This is a genomic window from Mesorhizobium sp. M0239, assembly GCF_040321815.1.
Taxonomy (GTDB): domain Bacteria; phylum Pseudomonadota; class Alphaproteobacteria; order Rhizobiales; family Rhizobiaceae; genus Mesorhizobium.
Genome location: NZ_JAMYSG010000006.1, coordinates 58,062 through 77,419, shown reverse-complemented (window position 1 = coordinate 77,419; position 19,358 = coordinate 58,062). Strand labels below are relative to the sequence as shown.

At 62.8% G+C, this 19,358-nt stretch carries 21 protein-coding genes; 11 read left to right on the top strand and 10 right to left on the bottom strand.

All coding sequences use genetic code 11. The annotated features are described in order from the left end of the window. Positions 1-10: 10 nt before the first annotated feature. Together NKI99_RS07625 and NKI99_RS07620 are read right to left on the bottom strand one after the other, a co-directional pair. Positions 11-265, bottom strand: a complete 255-nt coding sequence (locus tag NKI99_RS07625; protein ID WP_155930561.1) for a hypothetical protein — start codon at positions 263-265, stop codon at positions 11-13. Between the two features lie 35 nt (positions 266-300). Next, complete coding sequence (locus NKI99_RS07620; RefSeq protein ID WP_023809781.1) at positions 301-1,563, bottom strand: hypothetical protein; 1,263 nt, start codon at positions 1,561-1,563, stop codon at positions 301-303. 106 nt (positions 1,564-1,669) lie between these two features. Between NKI99_RS07620 and NKI99_RS07615 the strand changes: the two genes are divergently transcribed. Then, entirely contained in the window at positions 1,670-2,728 is a 1,059-nt protein-coding gene (locus NKI99_RS07615; protein ID WP_352610462.1) for a CapA family protein, read from the top strand. 84 nt (positions 2,729-2,812) lie between these two features. Then, positions 2,813-3,763 carry a hypothetical protein gene (locus NKI99_RS07610; RefSeq protein ID WP_352610461.1) on the top strand — a complete coding sequence of 317 codons (951 nt, stop codon included), beginning with the start codon at positions 2,813-2,815 and terminating at the stop codon, positions 3,761-3,763. A gap of 13 nt (positions 3,764-3,776) precedes the next feature. Here the strand turns inward: NKI99_RS07610 and NKI99_RS07605 are convergent, their stop codons facing one another. Continuing rightward, entirely contained in the window at positions 3,777-4,697 is a 921-nt protein-coding gene (locus tag NKI99_RS07605; protein WP_352440385.1) for a YegJ family protein, read from the bottom strand. A gap of 12 nt (positions 4,698-4,709) precedes the next feature. Here NKI99_RS07605 and NKI99_RS07600 point away from each other — a divergent pair, with 12 nt between their 5' ends. The 4 genes from NKI99_RS07600 (at position 4,710) to NKI99_RS07585 (ending at position 8,085) form a co-directional block, all read left to right on the top strand. Next, positions 4,710-4,952, top strand: a complete 243-nt coding sequence (locus tag NKI99_RS07600; protein ID WP_352610459.1) for a DUF1344 domain-containing protein — start codon at positions 4,710-4,712, stop codon at positions 4,950-4,952. Between the two features lie 232 nt (positions 4,953-5,184). Continuing rightward, positions 5,185-6,807, top strand: a complete 1,623-nt coding sequence (locus tag NKI99_RS07595) for an FAD-binding oxidoreductase (RefSeq protein ID WP_352610457.1) — start codon at positions 5,185-5,187, stop codon at positions 6,805-6,807. Positions 6,808-6,824: 17 nt separating this feature from the next. After that, positions 6,825-7,457 carry a hypothetical protein gene (locus NKI99_RS07590; RefSeq protein ID WP_352610454.1) on the top strand — a complete coding sequence of 211 codons (633 nt, stop codon included), beginning with the start codon at positions 6,825-6,827 and terminating at the stop codon, positions 7,455-7,457. Between the two features lie 97 nt (positions 7,458-7,554). Continuing rightward, on the top strand, positions 7,555-8,085 hold the full coding sequence (locus NKI99_RS07585; RefSeq protein WP_352610452.1) for a dihydrofolate reductase family protein: 531 nt from the start codon (positions 7,555-7,557) through the stop codon (positions 8,083-8,085). Between the two features lie 33 nt (positions 8,086-8,118). On the opposite strand, the gene NKI99_RS07580 is transcribed toward NKI99_RS07585, so the two are convergent. From NKI99_RS07580 to NKI99_RS07570, 3 genes are all read right to left on the bottom strand, one after another. Beyond that, on the bottom strand, positions 8,119-8,640 hold the full coding sequence (locus NKI99_RS07580) for a hypothetical protein (protein ID WP_023809774.1): 522 nt from the start codon (positions 8,638-8,640) through the stop codon (positions 8,119-8,121). Positions 8,641-8,790: 150 nt separating this feature from the next. Next, positions 8,791-9,921: a hypothetical protein gene (locus NKI99_RS07575; RefSeq protein ID WP_023809773.1), complete on the bottom strand. Its 1,131-nt coding sequence runs from the start codon at positions 9,919-9,921 to the stop codon at positions 8,791-8,793. Between the two features lie 6 nt (positions 9,922-9,927). Continuing rightward, positions 9,928-10,362 (bottom strand): hypothetical protein, encoded by a 435-nt coding sequence (locus NKI99_RS07570; protein ID WP_127294990.1) that lies wholly within the window; start codon positions 10,360-10,362, stop codon positions 9,928-9,930. 714 nt (positions 10,363-11,076) lie between these two features. Here NKI99_RS07570 and NKI99_RS07565 point away from each other — a divergent pair. Beyond that, a complete protein-coding gene (locus NKI99_RS07565) occupies positions 11,077-12,015 on the top strand; it encodes a diacylglycerol/lipid kinase family protein (protein ID WP_023809771.1) in 939 nt (312 codons plus the stop codon). Between the two features lie 79 nt (positions 12,016-12,094). Here NKI99_RS07565 and NKI99_RS07560 read toward each other — a convergent pair whose 3' ends face one another. Genes NKI99_RS07560 through NKI99_RS07550 form a run of 3 tightly spaced genes read right to left on the bottom strand, consistent with a single transcriptional unit; the run spans position 12,095 to position 15,833 of the window. After that, positions 12,095-13,012 (bottom strand): NAD(P)-dependent oxidoreductase, encoded by a 918-nt coding sequence (locus tag NKI99_RS07560; RefSeq protein ID WP_023809770.1) that lies wholly within the window; start codon positions 13,010-13,012, stop codon positions 12,095-12,097. Then, positions 13,009-14,220: a mandelate racemase/muconate lactonizing enzyme family protein gene (locus NKI99_RS07555; RefSeq protein WP_023809769.1), complete on the bottom strand. Its 1,212-nt coding sequence runs from the start codon at positions 14,218-14,220 to the stop codon at positions 13,009-13,011. The genes NKI99_RS07560 and NKI99_RS07555 overlap by 4 nt, the downstream gene beginning before the upstream one ends. Next, positions 14,217-15,833 (bottom strand): GMC family oxidoreductase, encoded by a 1,617-nt coding sequence (locus NKI99_RS07550; RefSeq protein WP_352610540.1) that lies wholly within the window; start codon positions 15,831-15,833, stop codon positions 14,217-14,219. Before NKI99_RS07550 ends, NKI99_RS07555 begins: the two co-directional genes overlap by 4 nt. 257 nt (positions 15,834-16,090) lie before the next feature. On the opposite strand from NKI99_RS07550, the gene NKI99_RS07545 reads away from it, so the two are divergent. The 3 genes from NKI99_RS07545 to NKI99_RS07535 all read left to right on the top strand — a co-directional run bounded on the left by NKI99_RS07545 (position 16,091) and on the right by NKI99_RS07535 (position 18,114). Next, positions 16,091-17,032 (top strand): phosphoribosylaminoimidazolesuccinocarboxamide synthase, encoded by a 942-nt coding sequence (locus tag NKI99_RS07545; RefSeq protein WP_352610450.1) that lies wholly within the window; start codon positions 16,091-16,093, stop codon positions 17,030-17,032. A gap of 366 nt (positions 17,033-17,398) precedes the next feature. Further along, positions 17,399-17,794 (top strand): acyl-CoA thioesterase, encoded by a 396-nt coding sequence (locus NKI99_RS07540; protein WP_023809765.1) that lies wholly within the window; start codon positions 17,399-17,401, stop codon positions 17,792-17,794. A gap of 116 nt (positions 17,795-17,910) precedes the next feature. Beyond that, positions 17,911-18,114, top strand: a complete 204-nt coding sequence (locus tag NKI99_RS07535; protein WP_352555037.1) for a hypothetical protein — start codon at positions 17,911-17,913, stop codon at positions 18,112-18,114. Between the two features lie 150 nt (positions 18,115-18,264). On the opposite strand, the gene NKI99_RS07530 is transcribed toward NKI99_RS07535, so the two are convergent. Further along, positions 18,265-18,633, bottom strand: coding sequence for a winged helix-turn-helix transcriptional regulator (locus NKI99_RS07530; RefSeq protein WP_164780174.1), 369 nt, complete (start codon positions 18,631-18,633; stop codon positions 18,265-18,267). 89 nt (positions 18,634-18,722) lie between these two features. On the opposite strand from NKI99_RS07530, the gene NKI99_RS07525 reads away from it, so the two are divergent. Beyond that, the gene (locus NKI99_RS07525; protein ID WP_023809763.1) at positions 18,723-19,328 is read left to right on the top strand and encodes an NADPH-dependent FMN reductase; all 606 of its coding nucleotides are present in this window, start codon (positions 18,723-18,725) and stop codon (positions 19,326-19,328) included. Positions 19,329-19,358: the final 30 nt, after the last annotated feature.

The following is a 19,358-nucleotide window of genomic DNA, read 5'->3' as shown; positions in this document are numbered from 1 at the left end:
ACAAAGTTGGTTAATCAATTCCTCTCAAAACCAACGACGAGATGTGGATTTTGGCCAAATCAGCCTTCGTCCACGGCCAGGAAAGTGGTGTTGTCGCCCTTCCGACCTGGTTTTGCTGCCTGTTTTTGGCGGCCGAGTCAAGCAAAACAGCCGCTGCTAATTTTTGCGAAGCGCCTTCGCGCGGCATCTGCAGTGAGGTGACTGCCAGCAGACATCGCTTGGGAAAGGCGCCTGTTTCCAGTAAAAATGTTGCCGGTCTTGCCAAGATTTCCCCTGCGGAAGAGCCTCAACATCCCGCCCTCAGTTGAACCAGAGCGCAAAGGTCAGAAACCCGCCGCCGCCGAACTGGCGCTGGATCTGGTCGAAATCGCTGCTGGTGACGAGCTCGCCGCTTTCGAGGTAGGGCGCGATGGCCGGGCCGGTGATCGACAGCACCAGATCGAAGTTTTTCGGGTCATCGAAGAAGCGCTTCATGTTGATGCCAAGGCCCGTGCCGGCGGTGACGCGGAAATGCGGCAGCAACTTGCGGCCCTCCAGGAGATCTTCGGCCATGGTCAGGGCGGCGAGCCAGGCCTGAACCTGCTCCTCGCCGACTTCGAGGCCGGTGAGCGGGTTCTCGCCCTTCTGCTGCGGTCCAGGCAGCCATTCGCGGTCATTGTCGGTCTCGGCGCGGATCGCCTTCCAGTCCTCGCGCGACAGCCGGATCATTTCCAGCAGGTGGCGGCGCGCCGCTTGCCGGCGCTCCGGTTCGACCACCGGCCAGTTGATGAGATGCACCATCGAGATGAAATCGGCGATGCGCCATTCCGACGAGAAGATGCTCGAGCCCATGTCGCCGGCCGGCGGCACCAGAATATCCTGCAACGGCAGCTTGGCGCGCGGGAACAGCATGTGGAACGAGCCGTCGAAGGTGCTCCTGAAATCATGCGCCAGCCAGAAATCGGCCTGGGCCATCAGGAACTCGGCATAGCCCTGCAGCCAGTACCCGTCGGCGCGGTCGAAACGGAAGGTGAGCGTGGGGACGGCGTCGTCCGATGTAATGCCGCCACGGGACAACGCGGCGATGATCGCCGCCATGCTCTCGTCCGGAGCGATGGTGCCGTCCTCGTTGAGGTCTATGCCCGCACGGGTGAGATCGATCGCCATGCCGATATCGGCGTTCGCCGGCACCGACGCAAACGTCGCCGCGGATTTTTCCAGCCGGTCGCGGAAGCCGACCAGGATGGCGCGGAACTGCTCGTAAGTCAGCGGCTCGGGATTGGGATTGTCGGGCACCGGCAACCGCATCAGTGGCAGCATGAAGGACTGCGGGCTTTCGAAACCATGGCGGTGCAGGCCGGTGGCCAGGATCTCCAATGCGGTGAAGAACTCGCCCGCCCCGGCCGCATAGGCGGATGCCGGGTCGTTTGGCGCGGCGGCCTCCAGCATCGACAGGGCAGCGTCGCGCGCGGCCACGCTCTTCGCCTCGAACAGTCGGGTAGCCGCTTCGGGCATTGCCGCCGACGCGGAAGACAGCGGCAGGAGCAAAATGAAAGCGGTCAGCAGGCCTGCCAGTCGTGTCATCTTTTCCCCCAATATTTGTCGCGCAGCGCAGATATACACCATTTGCAGCGCTGCGCTTCAACCCGCCCGCCGGACGGTCTACACAGGGCAAACAATTGGGCATCGCGTGTCGAATTATCCGTTTTCCTACAAACTGTCCTGGCTGCCGCGTTTCTTGAAGCCGTCTCTGGCCGGCGACGTGCAAGACTTTGCGCTGATGGCTGGGACGCTTATGGATCCGCCGCCGAGGCAGACAATGCGGCTTGCCTTTGTCGGGGACATCTCGGCGGTGGCCAACCGCAGCGCGCCGGATTGCGATCCGGCGATCAAGGCGCTGCTCGGCGCTGCCGATCTGGTGATCGGCAATTGCGAAAGCCCCGTGGTGGACAGACCAAGCGCGGCGCTGGGCACAAGGCTCGGCACGCATCATGCGATGAGCGAGTTGTTTCTGGCCGAGGCGCTGGCGGCGGTTGGTATTGCGCGAGAAAGGCTCGTGCTGTCGCTGGCCAACAACCATGTGCTGGATCAGGGCGTCGCCGGTTTCGACGAGACGGTGGCGGCGTTGCAGCGGCTCGGCATCCGCACGGTCGGCCTGGCCGCCAATGGCCCGGTGGTGCCTGTCCAGGTCGGACCGCTTGATATCGGCTTCGCCGCATTCACGCTGTGGCGCAACGCCGATGAAAAACTGTTTGCGGGGCGCGTTTCGATGGACAGCGATCCGGCGGGCTGGCCGCGCGCTGGCTTGGATCTTCTCTGCGCCGTGCCGCATTGGGACTGGGAGTTCCGGCATTTTCCGCGTGCCGAGACGCGGGCGCTGGCCAGGCGGCTGTCCGGGCAGGGCGTCGGACTGATCGCCGGCCATCACGCCCATGTCGTGCAGCCGGTGGAAAGGATCGACAAGACGGTGGTAGCTTATGGACTTGGCGATTTCCTCGGCACCGCCTTCGCCCGCCAGCCATGGCCGGGTCGCATCGGTTCTATCCTCACTGTCGATGTCAGTGCCGATGCCGGTACGCGCGGCACGATCGCGTCTTACCGGCTGCATCCCTTCATGCGCCTGCGCGCCGGCGACCATGAGCGGCTGGTGTTGGTGGAGGCTTTGGGGGGCCGAGTGCGTGACAAGGTCGAGGGGCGACTGAAAGCGATCTTCCCTTCTCCACCAACCGATCAAGGCGTACCCGCTTAAACGTCTGGCGGCCCCTGCAAAACCGACTATCATGCTCCCGCAGAGGCAGGATTGCGGGGGATAGCGGTGGAAACAGCGGATTTCATGCCGAGCGAAACGGTCATCGCCGGCATCCGGAAAGACATCGCGGCCTATGAAGCGGCGAGGGCGTCGGCGGTCAGGCAGGTGCGCTGGCGGGTGCCGGTGTTCGTCGGCCTGGTGCTGGTGGCCGTGGTGCTGGTCGCCTGGCTGTTCAACAAGGTCGCCGACCCCAACGAGCAATGGGTCTCGACGCCGCATGTGTTCCTGTATGTCATCGGCTTCGCGGCTTCGATCCTGCTCTATTTCCAGGCCAGGAAACCGGCGACGCGGCTGCAGCAATCGTTCCGCGAGACGCTGTTGCCGATCATCTTCGGCTTCATCGCCGACATGCGCTACCAGCATGGCGTGACGCCGAATTCCTTCGACCGATTGCCGCGCACGGCGGTTGGTCCGTTCAACCGGCAGGCGTTCGATGATATCGTCGCGGGCCGCTACGAAGGGTTTCCGTTCGAGCTCTACGAGGCGCATCTGCGGGAAGGGTCGGGCAAGGGCTCGTCGACGGCCTTTCAGGGCGTCATCGTCGCCTTCGAAACCATCGCGCCGTTCCCCGGCATATTGGTGGCGACGCGCCGGACCAACGCGGTCATCAGCTTCTTTCGCGGCATATTCGCCAGCAAGCTGCAGGAGCTGTCCAGTGGCGACGTGGCGCTCGACGCCGCGTACGAGTTCCGCACCGACAATCTCGGGGCGGCACAGCCACTGGTGAGCGGCCGGCTGGCGCAGGCGCTGAAATGGCTTGGCGAAACCTGGCCGGACGATCCGGCCCGTGTCGCGCTCAATGGCAGCGATGGGTTCCTGCTGTTGCCGCAGACGAAGAACTTCTTCGAGTTGCCGGATATTTCGGTGCCGCTCGACTACATCACGCATGTCGCGCCGATGATATCGGACATGGGCGCGATGCTGGCGACGGCGGCACTTGTGCGCAAGATCGGCGCGAAGGACGAGATCGATTAGTTGGGCCTCGCTGTCAGCAGTCAAAGCCGTATTGGTCGCGCATGGTGTCCGCCTCCTCTTTCGACATTTTGTTGAACATAACGCAGACGGTGAAGCTGCCGACCTGATGGCCGGCGCGCATATAGCCCCAGTCGGAAATATCGTTTCGGGTGAATTCTATATTCTGCCCGAGGACCACATTACGCACTTGCTCCGGCTGGTTCGCCAATATGCCGACAAAGCCTGTTTCAGTGCGGCGGAACGGGATGACCCAGAAGTGCTCGCTGACGTTGCCGTCGCGCACCTTGACCTTCAATTTGAACCTGTCGGTGTCGGAGGAAGGAGCCTCGGACAGTGCCAGGAATTCATCCAGGCTGGCGAGCGCCTGCGCTGTCGCTGCCGCCATCTCGGGATCGTCCTCGGTAAACATAATCGTCTTGTCATCGCCCGGATCCGCGCCTTGCGCACAGGCGGACCCCGGCGCAAGCGCCAGCATCAGGGACATCGCGGTCCGGACTGCAAGTTTCATGGAAGGCCCCCTTTCATCGTAACGGCGCACCATCCTGCATCCGTTCCCGATTTGCAACCGGAGCGCGAGTTTCATCCACTTCGGAGCGGCGAGTTGAGCTGATCCATGAAACAAAATGTGTATCGATGACCGGTCGGCAGTCTGTTTCGTGATGCCGCTTGAGACGGATTGCGGCGGCCGCGCCGTGATCGAAACCGCCCGCCACAATCCGGCTAAACGACTCTTTTCGCGGACAGAAGTCCGCTCATTGGGGGAGCCGAAGCGGCCTGAAATGATCTCGGTCGCAGACAATGTGTCGGAATTAAGCCTATGATATTGTTTGCAAAAATTCACCCAACGTGATTTGCGGAGCGAGCGCTTCCGTTCCAGTTTAAGGCCGTCCGGTGCTGTCGTTTCCCAAGGCGGCCCGGAAAAGTGAAACAGCACGGAGTGCACCCCATGAAGAAGACCCTCGCAACCACCGCCGCTCTGCTCGCCTTCCTCGGCACGGCCTATGCCGCGACCGTTCAGGGCACGATCCAGGCCGTCGACCCGACGACCAAGTCGATCACCCTTGACGACGGCAAGATCTACCAGCTGTCGCCGGAAGCGGCGATCGGGAAATTGAAGGTCGGCGCCAAGGTGGCGGTGACTGTCGATGACAAGACCGGCATCGTGACGTCGATCAAGAAGGCCTCGTAAGGCGAGAGCATCGTGCGTCGGCAGACCTGCTGACCGGATTTTTCAACCCTGTTGCACTCATGGCCGGTCCCTCCGGGGATCGGCCATTTTCATGCCTCGGCTCTCGATGCCGGGCGACCTGGATCAGGTCTTCCGGCTGGGCTCCAGGGCCGGCCGGCGGAACGCTGTCCGGCGGCATCGCTATGGTTTTTGCCAAAAAGCCGCGCTATCCCTTGGCCAACGGGGGATATTCATGGCCGACAAACAAAAAGGGTTTCGCCCGTCGCGGCGATTGCTGCTGGGTGCGGCTGTCCTAGGTGGCGCGGTGCTGTGGGGCGGCAACACGGTGGCGCGGCTGGCGCGCGCGCCTTCGGGGCCGAAGAACGCCGGACGGATAGCCGATATTGACGGCTTCGCGTTGCCTTTGAAGCCGCTGGACAATGCGCCGGCCTTCGATGCGTCGCTGCCCTGGTCGGCAAAAGGCGGCGACATCAACGATGCCAGCGGCCTGTCGATGACGCCGGTCTACGGCGTCGTCGAGGTCAGCGAGGACGAGCACATCGCCAATGCGCTGGCCTTCGCGCGCGCCAATGGCTTGAAGGTCTCGCTTGCCGCCATCCGCCATTCGATGGGCGGGCATGCCTTCGACGACAACGCGCTGGTGCTCGACCTCAGAAAGTTCAACAAGGTGACGGTCGACGCGGCGGCGAAGACCATGACGCTGCAGCCGGGCGCATGCTGGCACGACATTCAGAACCTCCTGCATCCACACTTTGCGGTGAAGGCGATGCAGTCGACCGACATCTTCTCGGTCGGCGGCTCGCTGTCGGTCAATGCGCACGGTATGGACCACCAGGCGGGTTCGGTGGCGGGCTCGATCCGCTCGATGCGGGTGATGCTGGCTGACGGCTCGGTGACGACCTGCTCGCCCACCGAGAACACCGATCTGTTCCGCCACGTCGTCGGCGGCTACGGCCTGTTCGGCGTGGTGCTGGAGGCGACGCTCGATATCGTCGACAACGCCGTCTACCGGACCTCGCGCGAAATCATCAGATCGGACGATTTTCCGAAATTCTTCGCCGAGGTGCTGGAGCCGAACAAGAATATCGGCCTGTTCTACGGCCATCTGTCGACGGCGCCGGGCAATTTCCTCGAGGACATGATCGTCTACCGTTACGACAAGGTGGCGGAGCAGCCGCCGGCGGATCAGCCTGAGATCGGCGAGCCGGGTTCAGTCGGGTTGAAGCGGGTGATCATCAACCTGGCGAAATGGGGCAGCCTGTTCCAGGAGTTGAAGTGGTTCACCGAAAAGACGCTGGAGCCGAAATTCGAAAGCTGCACGGTGGCGCGTACTTCGGCCATGGCCGAGGGCGAGGCCTGTCTCGTCACCCGCAACAACCCGATGCACGATTCGGTGCCCTATCTCTTCAACGATCAAATAGAAGAGACCGACATCCTGCACGAATATTTTATTCCACGTGCCGCCTATGTCGAATTCATCGCGGAAGCGCGCGAGATCCTGCGCAACCAGACGCTGCCGGTGCTCAATGCTTCGGTGCGCATTGTCCATAAGGAGGATGTGGCGCTGACCTACGCGCCGGAGCCAGCCTATTCGCTAGTGCTCTACATCAACCAGCCGACCGATGCCGACGGCAATGCCAGGATGCGCGCGCTGACGCGGGCGCTGATCGACGTGACGATCAAGCATGGCGGGCGCTTCTTCCTGCCTTACCAGCTGCATTATACGGCCAGGGAATTGCTGGCCTCCTATCCCGAACTGCCGGCCTTCCTGGCGGCGAAGCGGCAGTATGACCCTACGGAACTGTTTTCCTCGACCTTCTACCGTGCCATCAAGGCGCTGAGCGGGGTGGCATAAGAAGCAGGAGAACAGCCATGCGCATGGTATCGGCGGCGGCATTCACCCTCATCGCGCTGTGCGCTGGACCGGCCGGGGGCGAGGATCTCAAAGCCTTCAAGCTGACCATCGACGGGGTAACGATCGATATCGATCCCGGCGAGAGCACTGATGTGACGCTACCCGGCGGTAAGCACAGCAAGGTGACGCTCGAGCGCAACGACTTCGCCACCTTTTCCGGCAGCGTTTTCTCCTTCGTTCACCCCAGCAGCATTTCGGTGACCAAGACCGATCTCGGCGATGATATCACGCAGTATCTGATGGCGTCGGCTCTCGGCACGATCGTCGTCGTGCAGGAATATGGCACGATGAACCCGGTGTCGCTCAACCAGCTGATGCTGCAGGAGATGACCAAGGAATCGGTGCAGGCCGGCGCCAAGCTGACGCAGGAGCCGACGACGCGCAAACTCGCCGACGGCAAGGAATTGACCGGGATTCGCGCCGAGGTGAAGACACGCACCGACACCGCCGATTTCGAGATCGTCGGCTTCGGCCTGGCCGATCGGGGGCTGCTGTTCATCACCCGCGTTGCCGGCGAGGATGCAGCGACCGAAAAGCCGCTTATCGACAAGTTCTGGCAGAGCCTGAAAGTCAAGCTGCAGCGGGACTAGGCTCGTCTCTCAGTTTGGGTTTCGGGGGGGAATCCATACTTTTGCATAACGGCGGCTCAAGTTATTCTGACGATCCGGATGTTGGAGATCCTGCAGCATGGCGAAGCTCATTTTCAGAATGAACCAGTCCCTCGACGGCTATGTCGACCACCAGAAAATGCCGTCAGGCCCGACAATCTTTCGTCACTGGATAGAGCAAGTGCGCAATTTGAGCGGCAGTGTTTACGGTCGCGGCATGTACGAGGTCATGCGTTATTGGGACGAAGACAGTCCTGAATGGAGCGCGGAGGCGCACGAATTCGCGGCGGCGTGGCGGAGCCAACCGAAGTGGGTTGTGTCGCGCTCTCTGAAGTCGCTCGGCCCCAACGCCACACTTGTCGGGGACGACGTCGAGGCGGTGATAGGTGGGCTTAAGGCTGAGCTCGTCGGGGAGATTTCAGTTTCCGGACCAAACCTGGCACGAAGCCTGACCGACCTTGGTCTTATCGATGAATATCAACTCTACCTCCACCCGTTCGTGCTCGGTCATGGCAAGCCATTCTTCGCCGGCCCCCGGCCGCCGCTTCGCTTTGTGGCCAGCGATTTGATCGGCGATGACGTAATCAGGTTGACCTATGTGCCTGCCTGATTAAGCGGTCGTCAAACCGAGACGCTAGCAGGACTACAGCCCCTTTGGCACTAAGCCGGCCAGCCAGTTCACGGAGCGTTTCGCGGCATCGGCGGTCGCCGAGGCGGCGCGGCCGAGATCGGTCTTGACCACGGCGTAGCCGTTCTTGGTGCGATAGAGCACGCCGGTTCCGCCATCGACCACCTGTTCATAGGCGACGGGCCGGGCGGCGTCGGCTTCCATGGCCGTCGTCGGTGAACCGACCGAAACGCTCGGCCGGTGGCTCAATTCAGGCGGTAGCGGGCTTTCGGTCCTGACAACGCGGCTGGCGGGCTTCAGTTCCGGGCGCGATGCGGTCGCGGCCAGCTGCGAGGAGGACGACGAACCCTTCGTGCGGCAAATGCCGGAGACGAGCGGATAGTTGAAATTGCGCTCGTGCAGCATCTGGCTCTTCATCGCCGCTTCGCACTCGGCGACGGTCGACCACTTGGCCGGCGTCTCGCCGATATATTCGCAAAGCTTGGCGTCGCAGTCGCAGCCGACAATGGTCATGGCGACAAGGGCGGTCTTGATCACGGTCTTGTCCCTTCGAGATGCCCCCCGGCAACCCATCCATTTCTTCCCATTCCTTCGCGCGCGAACAAGGCGGGATTTGGCCGCGATTGTGGAATGGGCGTGGCGGAGCGCAGGAAATGCATAATCCTGGCCGGGCGTGGCCGAAAGGCCTCAGTAGTCGTAGACGTGTTCAAGCCTGGCGCCGGCCTTGATCAGCGCCGGCAGCACGAGATGCAGCTTGCGCACGGCGACGATCATGCCGGTGCGGCGCGTGGATTGATCGGCCGGCAGCGGATAGCTGAACAGGATGCGCATGCCTTCGGGAACGGCGATCGTATCGGTGGAGAGCACGGTGACCATGATCTCGTCATTGCCGCCGATCTCGACGAAGGAGACGCCCTTGTCGATCAGGCGCGGGACCATTTCGGTGAAGACCTGATAGCGCCTGGTGACGAAGATGGTGCCGTCAGCGCCCATGTCGCGTTCGAGCAAGGTGTCGGGCTCGTTGCGGGTGGCTTCGCCGACGGGTCCCTTGGCCCAGACATGGACGTCGAGCAAGGCAGGGTCCATCGTGGCGGCGAGGGCCTTTTTGATCAGGTCGGCATAGCCCTGCTTGATGGTGTCGGCGAGGCCGAACGCCAGCTTGCGTTCGCTGGTCCGGATCGAGCTGTCTCCCGGCGCCGGCTGCACGGCAAACAGGCCGGCGCGCTTCTCGGCATAGGGGAACTGATACCAGGGCACCTGGTCGAGAAACCCTGCATAGTCCGCCGCCACCTTGGCCTGATAGATGTCGGCGGCGGTGCGCTTGGCCGTCGTCGCCTCGGTGATGCGGCCGACCGTGTTCTCATAGGCCCACTGCAGGATATGCTCGATCGAGTGGCTGGTGCCGATGATGACCAGCATCTGGTGGTTGGCGTAGTTGAACTTGTAGGCAGAACTGGCGCGGATGACCATGGCGTAGTCCTGCCAGAAGCGGCCGACATAGGACCAGTAGGGAAAGCCGCTCGGCTGGTCCTTGTCGACGAAGCCGGCATATTCGCGCGCGGCGTAGACGATCGCCCATTCCGGATAGGTGAGGAAGGTCGATTCCTCCGGCCGCTGGTAGAAGGGGATCTCGGCGCGGACCTTGTCGGCCAGCGCCTTGGGCGGGGCGCCGTCGGCAATGCCGGGCAGCGGCGTCTTGTCGAGCGACGACGTCGTCAGGAAGCCGTAGCTCAGCCCGGCGATCGGGATGAGGATGACGATGACGATCACCCACAGGATCGTCTTGATGATGCGCTTCAGCCAGCGGAACAGGAACATGCCAGATCAGGCCGTGGCGAAGTGTTCGTGTATGCGCCTGGCCAGCCGGAAGCCGACATAGACGGCGAAGCCACCGATGACCAGGTGCGGCAGGTTGGCGAAGAAGCGGGCCGGGAATTCGATATCGTTGAGGGAGCGGAAGCCGTTGATGAAGATACCGGCATCGAGGCAGCCGGAACCGGTGACCAGACCGAGCACGCCATCGAACAGGTAGACCGAACCGAACAGCTTGAAATAGAACACCGCCTGGCGGTGCGAGATGAAGGCGGCGGCCAGCGCCCAGACGCCGGAGAAGGCGTGCAGCAGGTCGTCATACCATTGCAGCGAAAACAGACCGAACAGATTGCCGCCAGCGTCATTGAACGCGGGTATGTAGCCAATGGCGACGACGCCGAAGAACAGGAAGGCATAGGCGACGGCAAGCTTCTGGATGAGCGTCATGAAGTATCCCCCTCGAAGAGTCCGCCTGAAAACAGACTCTGAGGCTGGGATACTAACCGATTTTGGCGCGCGGTGAAGCGGCGCCCGCGAGATCGCCGGCGAAATATCGAGGGCAAAAAGACAGTCGGCGCCGGGATTTCTCCCAGCGCCTCCCTGTCAGATCAGGACACGGTCGCGGCAGCAACTTCCGTAAAGTCGTCGCGCCTTGCCGGCCTTGATTTTGACGGTCCTGCCAGTCCGCCGCCCGAGAGCAGCGTCCGTTCGGGACCACGCTGGTTTCCACCCTTGCGGGCTTTGCCCTGCGCACCATCGAAGGTTTCTGCCGTCCTTCATGGCAGCATCGGTCCGCCGTCGGCGTTGGCACGCTTTCCGCGGCCCCGTAGGTCTCGGCTCCGTCCCTCGAAACAGGCAAGCCTGCTCTCGCTTCGGGCCGTACGGGCCTCAGGAAATCCGCCTTTCACTTCGCCTTTCGGCTTGATGATCGGTAGCCGCCTGAGATGGGTTTAACCTACGCCGGGTAAGGGTCCTGGGGAATGGCCGGAGGCCTGTGGATAACGGGATTATCGGGGATCAAGCTGGGGTAACGAAATTTTCCTGTCCGCCACGATGGGCGTCATCGGCGGACATTCGGCCTTGCTCTGCGGGCGGGTGCAGTCTTCAATGCCGGCAAAGGATTCGAGGCGCCGAGCGCCTCGATCCTTGCGGGAGGGTTGCTTGAAAGTCGGAGTGGTTCTCAACCCGATTGCCGGTGGGGGCCGGCTGAAACGGCATTGGCCTGATGTCGCCGTGTCGCTGAAAAAGCATTTTGGCGAATTCGAGCTGCGCGAAACGCAGGCGGAAGGTGACGCCGAAAGGCTGGCAATCGATCTCGCGATGATTGGCTTCGACCTGGTGATTGCGGCCGGCGGCGACGGCACTGCCAGCGAAGTGGCCGATGGACTGCTGCAGGCGTTCCAGGAAAGCGGCCGGACCACCGAGCTCGGCCTCTTGCCGTGCGGCACCGGCATCGATTTCGCGCGCGGGCTCGGCCTGCCGAAAGAGGTGGATGCCGTGCTGAAGCGGTTGGCCGAAGCCAAGGGTCGCAAGGTCGATGCCGGGCGCATCTGCTACATCGACGATCACGGCGCGCTGGCCAGCCGGCATTTCATCAACATCGCCAGCCTGGGGCTTTCCGGCGCCACTGACCGCGCCGTCAATGCCGACAAGCGCAAGGGCAGGATGTCGGCCAAGGCGCTTTTCCTGTGGCGCACCGTGGTCGAGTTCATCCGCTACCGCTTCCAGGACGTCAGGATCACGGTCGACGACGGCGCGCCCGTCGAAGCGCGCATGGCGCTGGTGGCGGTCGCCAACGGAAAATTCTTCGGCGGCGGCATGATGATCGCGCCGGATGCGGAACTGACCGACGGGCAGTTCGACATCGTCATCCTGCGCGCCGCCGGCAAGCTGAAGCTGATCTGGGACATCCGGCTGCTCTATGGCGGCCGGCACCGCAACCATCCAGCGATCACCATCTTGCGCGGCAGGAAAGTGGTGGTCGAACCGCTCGGCGATGTCGAGAAGAACGGCGCGCTGGTCGACATAGACGGCGAGTCGCCGGGACGCATACCCGCGACCTTCGAGATCCTGCCGGGTGCGTTGACGCTCAGATACTGAATCAAGCCGTTGACGGATTGATTCAGATGAATCCGCCGATCCAGCCAACTCGCTGAAATCGCTTAATATCCAGCCGGCGTTAGAGTTCGAGCTTGGCCGGGAAACCAGGTGCGCGCAGGTCGGTGCCGACGGCATCTTCCAATAGTTTGACGATCTGGGTCGACCAGGCGCCGCCGCCATAGGCGGCCTTGCCTTGCTGAAAAATCGCGTTGACGCGCGACGCCAGCTCAAGCGGCACGCCTGACTGTTCGCCCATGGCGAGCGCGAAGCTGAGGTCCTTCAGCGCCAGATCCATGGTGAAGCCGATATCGTAGGAGCCGTTGAGAATGAGCTGGCTTTCGGTATCGTGGACGAAGCTGTTGCCGGAGGAGGCGACGATGGCGTGATAAGCTTGGGCGAGGTCGAGCCCGCCTCGCTTGGCCAGCATCAGCGCCTCGCCGGCGGCGACGAGGTGAACGAAGGCGAGCATGTTGGTGATCACCTTGATCACCGCCGCCGAGCCGACCGGCCCCATCAAGAACGATTTCGCGCACATCGCTTCGATTGCCGGGCGATGGCGCGCATAGAGCGCTGGATCGCCGCCGACCAGCGCGGTGATCTTTCCGGCCGCCGCCAGATGCACGCCGCCGGTGACCGGGCATTCCAGCGTCTCGATGCCTTTGGCCGAGGCGAGGGCCGCGAGGCGGAGAATCTCGTCGCGGCCGTTGGTCGACATCTCGATCCAGGTGCCGCCTGTGGGCAGGCCCTCCAGCAGACCATCGGCGCCCGCCAGCACGGCTTCGCTGACCTTCGGAGAGGGCAGGCAGGAGATGGCGTTGCCGGCCCGTGCGGCGGCCTCGGCGGGGCTGCTTGCCGCTGTGGTCCCGAGCGCCACCAGGCGCTCGACGGCGGTGGGATCACGGTCGAAGACGGTGACGGCAAAGCCGTTGCGGATCAGGCTGGCGGCAAGGTTGCCGCCGAGGTGGCCAAGACCGATGAAGGCGTAGCTTTCGCTCACGGCATCAACGGCGTCTGCATCATCTGCAGATGCAGGTCCTTGCCCGTATAGGGGTGCGCGTCGCAGACCGCCTCGTTGAGCTCGACGCCGAGGCCGGGCTCCTTTGAGGGGATGATTTTGCCGTCCTGCCACTCGATCTTCTTCTTCAGCAGCGTGGCGTGGAAACCGTCCCACTGCTTCAGCGATTCCAGGATGAGGAAGTTGGGCAGCGTCACCGCCAGCTGGATGTTGGCCGCACCGACGATCGGTCCGCAATAGCAATGCGGCGCGATCTGGATGTGGTAGGCCTCGGCCATGGCGGCGATCTTCTTGGTTTCGAGAATGCCGCCGGAGCGGCCGAGGTCCGGCTGAAGGATGGTCGCGGCGCGGTTCTCGATGACGCGGGCGAACTCGAACTTGGTCGTCAGCCGCTCGCCGGTGGCGATCGGGATCGAGGTCGCGCGGGCCACTTGGGCCATGACCTCCGGCATGTCGGGCGGCACCGGCTCCTCGAACCACAAGGGATCGTAGGGCTCGATGGCGCGCGCCATGCGCAGCGCGCCGGACGCCGTGAACTGGCCGTGCGTGCCGAACAGGATGTCGGCGCGGGTGCCGACCGCCTCGCGGATCGCCTTGATCATGCGGGTGGACAGGTCGATATCGACGAGGCGCGGCTGATGGCCGTCGAAGGCGGTGTAGGGGCCGGCCGGGTCGAGCTTCACGGCATTGAAACCCTGCTCGACATATTCGAGCGCACAGGCAGCGGCGAGATCTGGATCGTTGTAGACGTTCTTGCCGTGCGCGTCCTCGGAGTGGACGCTGCCGCTGTGCGGATAGAGATAGGTGTAGGAGCGCAGCGTCTCGTGCACCTGTCCACCGAGCAATTTGTAGACCGGCTTGTCGGCCTCCTTGCCGATAATGTCCCAGCAAGCCATCTCCAGCGCCGAGAAGCAGCCCATGCCGGAGACATCGGGGCGCTGGGTGAAACCCGAGGAATAGGCGCGGCGGAAGAAGTTCTCGATGTCGTGCGGATCGCGGCCGACGAGATAGCGCTCGGCCATGTCCTCGACCATCCGGGCGGTAACATGGGCCGAGAAGGTGGCGTTGTAGGCCTCGCCATAGCCGACCACGCCACCATCGGTGGTCAGCTTGACGAAGATGAAATACTTGCCGCCGATGCCGGGCGGCGGATTGCCGACAACCCAGGTCTTGACGTCGGTGATCTTCATTCTTGGTCCTCCAGAACCAGTTCGGCGCCTTTCCAACCGGTCATGATCGAGGCGGCGTTGGTGTTGCCGGTGATGTTGTCGGGAAAGATCGAGGCATCGATGACGCGCAAACCTTCCAGACCATGCACCCTGAGACGCGGATCGACGACGGCGCGCGCGGGATCCGGCCCCATGCGGCAGGTCGAGACCGGGTGATAGACGGTGCCCGAGCGCTTCCTGAAATCCTGGACCAGATCGGCGTCCGAGGTGATCGACGGGCCGGGCAACACCTCTTCCTCGATGATCTCGGCCATGGCGGGCATCGAGGCGATCTTGCGCACGAATTTCACCGCCGCCAGCATCTCCTCGACATCGGCATTGGTGGAGTAGGCATTGGCCGTTATCTTGGGGTAGTCGCGTGGGTTGGCCGAGCGGATCATGATCTCGCCACGGCTCGACGGGCGGCAGTTGGACAGGCCGATGGAAAAGCCCGGCCATGGGTCCGGCGTCAGGATCGGGCGCTCGCCGCTTTTGGGAATGACGGTCGAGAAGGCCTGGAAATAGAGCTGCATGTTTGGCCGCGTCGCCGCCGGGTCGGTGCGGAAGAAGCCACCGGCATTGTTCATCGACAGCGACAGTGGGCCGGAGCGGGTGAGGATGTATTGCATGCCGACCAGCAGCTTGCCCCACCAGGGACGCAGCGTCTGGTTGAGCGTCGGCAGCCGGCCCTTGAACGTGTAGTTGATGCCGACATGGTCCTGCAGATGCGCGCCGACATTTTCGTTGGCATGGACGGCGGGAATGCCCAGGCCCTTCAGTAGCGCGGAAGGGCCGACGCCGGACAGTTGCAGCAATTGCGGCGAGTTGATCGAACCGCCCGACAGGATGATTTCGCGGCCGGCACGCGCCGTCTTCATCCCGCCGTTCTGCTGGTATTCGACGCCGACGGCACGCTTGCCCTCGAACAGGATTTTTGTCGCCAGCGCCTTCATCTCGACGCGGACATTCCCGCGCTTCATCGCCGGGCGCAGGAAAGCGCGCGCCGCCGACATGCGGCGGCCGTTGCGGGTCGAGATCTGGTAGATGCCGACGCCTTCCTGGGCGGCGCCGTTGAAATCCGGGTTGAGCGGCAGGCCGGCCTGCTGGCCGGCGGCGAGATAGCGTTTGGTCAGCGGATGGACTGCGTCCGAACAGTCGGTGACATGCAGCGGGCCGCCCGTGCCGCGCCATGTGTCGGCACCGGCCTGGTTGTCCTCGAGCGCCTTGAAGGCGGGAAGCAGATCGTCATAGCCCCAGCCGGGATTGCCGGCGGCGGCCCAGGCATCGAAATCCTCGCGGGCGCCCCTGATCCAGACCATGGCGTTGATCGAGCTTGAACCGCCGAGCAGCATGCCGCGCGGCCAGTGGTCGGTATTGCCGGCGAGGCCCGGATCCGGCTCGGCCTTGTAGTTCCAGTTGACGGCAGGATCGAAGAAGGTCTTGCCGTAGCCGAGCGGCATCTGCACGTAGAAGCGGCGGTCGGTGCCGCCGGCCTCCAGCACCAGCACCGAGAAGCGTCCCGAGGCTGAGAGTTTTTCGGCCAGGACCGAGCCGGCCGAGCCGGAGCCGACGATGATGAAATCATAGGTCTGCATGATGATGCGGGCGGCTCCGGAAAATTGGCTGCAGCCTAGACGCGACGGCATTCCGAAGTCGCCGCGCCATCCGGCATCAGTTGTGAAAAAAGCGACCGTCGAACTGGCCGGGTTTGCGGGGATGCCCGACAATCGCGCTTGATATCTACCTTCTCGACAGCCTATGCGATGGCATTATTTTGGCGCATGATTTTCTCCGAAAGTCTGCAACTTTTCGGAATCATGCTCTGGCCACTCTGCGGAAGGCAGGAAATCATATGCGAACCCTCCCTGACGCGTTCATCCCCGAACTGCCGGGCCACTACAGCGGCAAGGTCCGCGAGAACTACGACCTTGCGGATGGCCGGCGCATCATCATCGCCACCGACCGCCTCAGTGCCTTCGACACCATCCTGACTTCGATCCCGTACAAAGGAGAGATCCTGACGCAGACGGCGCGCTACTGGTTCGAGGAAACCGCCGACATCTGCCCGAACCATGTTCTCGAATACCCCGACCCGAACGTCGTCGTCGGCACGAGGCTCGACATCCTGCCGGTCGAGATCGTCGTGCGCGGCTATCTGGCGGGCACCACCAGCACCTCAATCCTGACGCGCTACAAGCGCGGTGACCGCGACATGTATGGCATCCACCTGCCGGACGGCCTGCGCGACAATGAAAAGCTGGCGGAGCCGATCATCACGCCGACCAGCAAGGCCGCGCATGGCGGCCATGACGAACCTCTGTCCAAAGCGGAGATCCTCGAGCAGGGTCTTCTCACGCAGGCGCAGTGGGATACCGTATCGGACTACGCCTTGCGGCTGTTCGCCCGCGGCCAGCAGCGCGCCGCGGAACGCGGCCTGATCCTCGCCGACACGAAGTACGAATTCGGCACCGACAAGGACGGGACCATCATTCTTGCCGATGAAATCCACACCCCGGACAGCAGCCGGTATTGGATCGCATCGAGCTACGGACAGGCGCTCGCCAGCGGCAGCCGGCCGGAGAGTTTTGACAAGGATTTCATCCGCTCCTGGGTCTCGGCCAGATGCGATCCTTACAAGGACCCGATTCCAGAGATACCCGACGAGATCGTCGAACAGGCTTCGCGGGTCTATGCGCAGGCCTATGAGGCGATCACCGGCAAGGAATTTTCTCCAGACCTTTCCGGGGACAGCGTGCTCGATCGTATTCGCACGAACCTCAGACGCTATTTCTGATCGACCTTCGCCGGGTGATGCGAACTGCCGTCTTCCACCCATCGCAATGCCAGAGCCCACCAACTCGGGTTAACGGAGCCTTTGCCGGGCGTTGGCTGACGGTGCATCAAACGAAAAACCCGCCTGTGCGGCGGGTCACTGGCGCAAATCAGCACCATAGGCAAAAATGTACCATAGCTGAGGTCACCGAGTCAAGAAAAAATTCCTATCGTGAAAAGCTGCCGGCAAAAAGGCTGCCGACACCGCGACCCGGCTGTCGCAGGTCTTTTGTCAGTTCGGAGTCTCGTGGCCATGCCGTGGCGCGTTGACCTTCAGGCGCCGTGACGATACGGGATCGAGGGCAGCCGGTCTCGAAGGATTTCTCGCATGGTGCACTACGCTGAAGGACGGCCGCTTGGCGATCTGACGCTGCGCACTCTGGCCATGCCTTCGGATGCCAATGCGGCCGGCGACATTTTCGGCGGCTGGGTGATGGCGCAGATGGACCTCGCCTGCGGCATCCGTGCCGCCGAGCGCGCCAAGGGCCGCGTGGTGACGGCTGCGGTCAAGGAAATGTCCTTCGCCAAGCCGATGAAGATCGGCGACACGCTGTGCATCTACACCCATGTCGAGCGCGTCGGCCGCACCTCGATGACGCTCAAGGTCGAAGCCTGGGCGCAGCGCTACCTCTCCGACCTGATGGAAAAGGTCACCCATGCCGATTTCGTCATGGTGGCGCTGGATGGCGAGGGCAAGCCGAAAGCAGTTCCTGCCGAAAGCTGACGCGAGCCGTTTTTCCCACGCTTGGTCATTTGTAACAGTGCCCCGCCTGGAGACCCGTTTCGCGACATCCGATGGTTGCCTCCAAGCCTGATCCTGCTGCAATCGGAGGAGAGACAATGCGTCAACATCTGCTGAACGGTTGGCTCGTGGCAGCCCTGGTGGCGACGACCTGCCTGCTCGGCGTGACTGCCTACGCGGAGGTGAAGGAAGACATCTCGCGCATTGCCTGCACGCATGAGGACAAGGCTCCCGGCGAGCGGGGCGCACGGTGTGATACCTGTGCCGCGGCGCGATGCGATGTCCGCATGTCAGGAGCCTGAGCGGCAGCCGTCAGCGGACGGCATGAGCGGCAATCTGCCTGCCAAAACGGCGCGTGCATTCGGGCAACGATCCGCGCAGCCGAGATAGAATTTCCGATCAGGCAAGCCGGATGTTGCGTGCGGGGCTGAATCCCTTGCGGCGCAAGGGTTTCAGGCGTGCGTGCCGTCGAATTTTTCGCGCGCCGCCTTGACGCGCATGGTGTTCGCGCGCGCCCATTCGCTCAGTGCGCTGACGGGGATCAGCAACTCGTGGCCGAGCTCGGTCAGCTCATAATCGACGCGCGGCGGAATGGTTGGAAACACGGTGCGGGTGACGAAGCCGTCACGCTCCAGGCCGCGCAAGGTGGTGGTCAGCATTTTCTGCGAGATGCCGCCGACGGCGGCGCGCAATTCATTGAAACGCATCGGTCCGTCGCCCAGCTTGCCGACGACCAGAACAGTCCATTTGTCGCCGACGCGCTGCAGAATTTCCGAGATGGCGCGGCAGTCCTCGGTGCGGTGTGGGTGCCTCGGTAACAAAAAAGTGCCTTCTTGTGCATCGCGTTTGCAGTATCTCATATAGCGCAGGTATCCAAATGATACCAGTACTTCGTGCAAGGAGAGCCCTTATGTCCAAACCCAAAATTGCCATCGTCGTCGGATCGACGCGCGCCGCTCGTTTCGCCGATGTGCCAACCCAGTGGATCGCCAAGATCGCCAAGTCGCACGCCGACATCGATGTCGAGATCGTCGACCTGCGCGACTTCCCGCTGCCGTTCTTCGACGAGGTCGCATCCTCCGCCTGGGCGCCGTCGCAGAACGAAGTGGCACAGCGCTGGCAGAAGAAGGTCGCCGAATTCGACGGCTTCATCTTCACCGCCGCCGAATACAATCATGGCCCGACGGCCGTGCTGAAGAACGCCATCGACTACGCCGCCAATGAATGGAACAAGAAGCCGGCCGGCTTCGTCGGTTATGGCAGCGTCGGCGGCTCGCGTGCCGTCGAACAGCTTAGACTGTATGCCGTCGAATTGCAGATGGCGCCGGTCAAGTCGGCCGTCCATATCGCCTGGGGCGATTTCCTCGCCGTCCGCCAGGGCGAGAAGAAGCTGGAAGACCTCGAGCATCTGAACCAGGCCGCCACCGCGCTGGTCAACGATGTTGCGTGGTGGGCCAAGGTGCTCAAGGCGGCGCGTCAGGCCGACGCCGTTGCCGAGGAAGTCAAGGCGGCCTGACCGCCAATTCGAATTATCCTCCCAAGGATC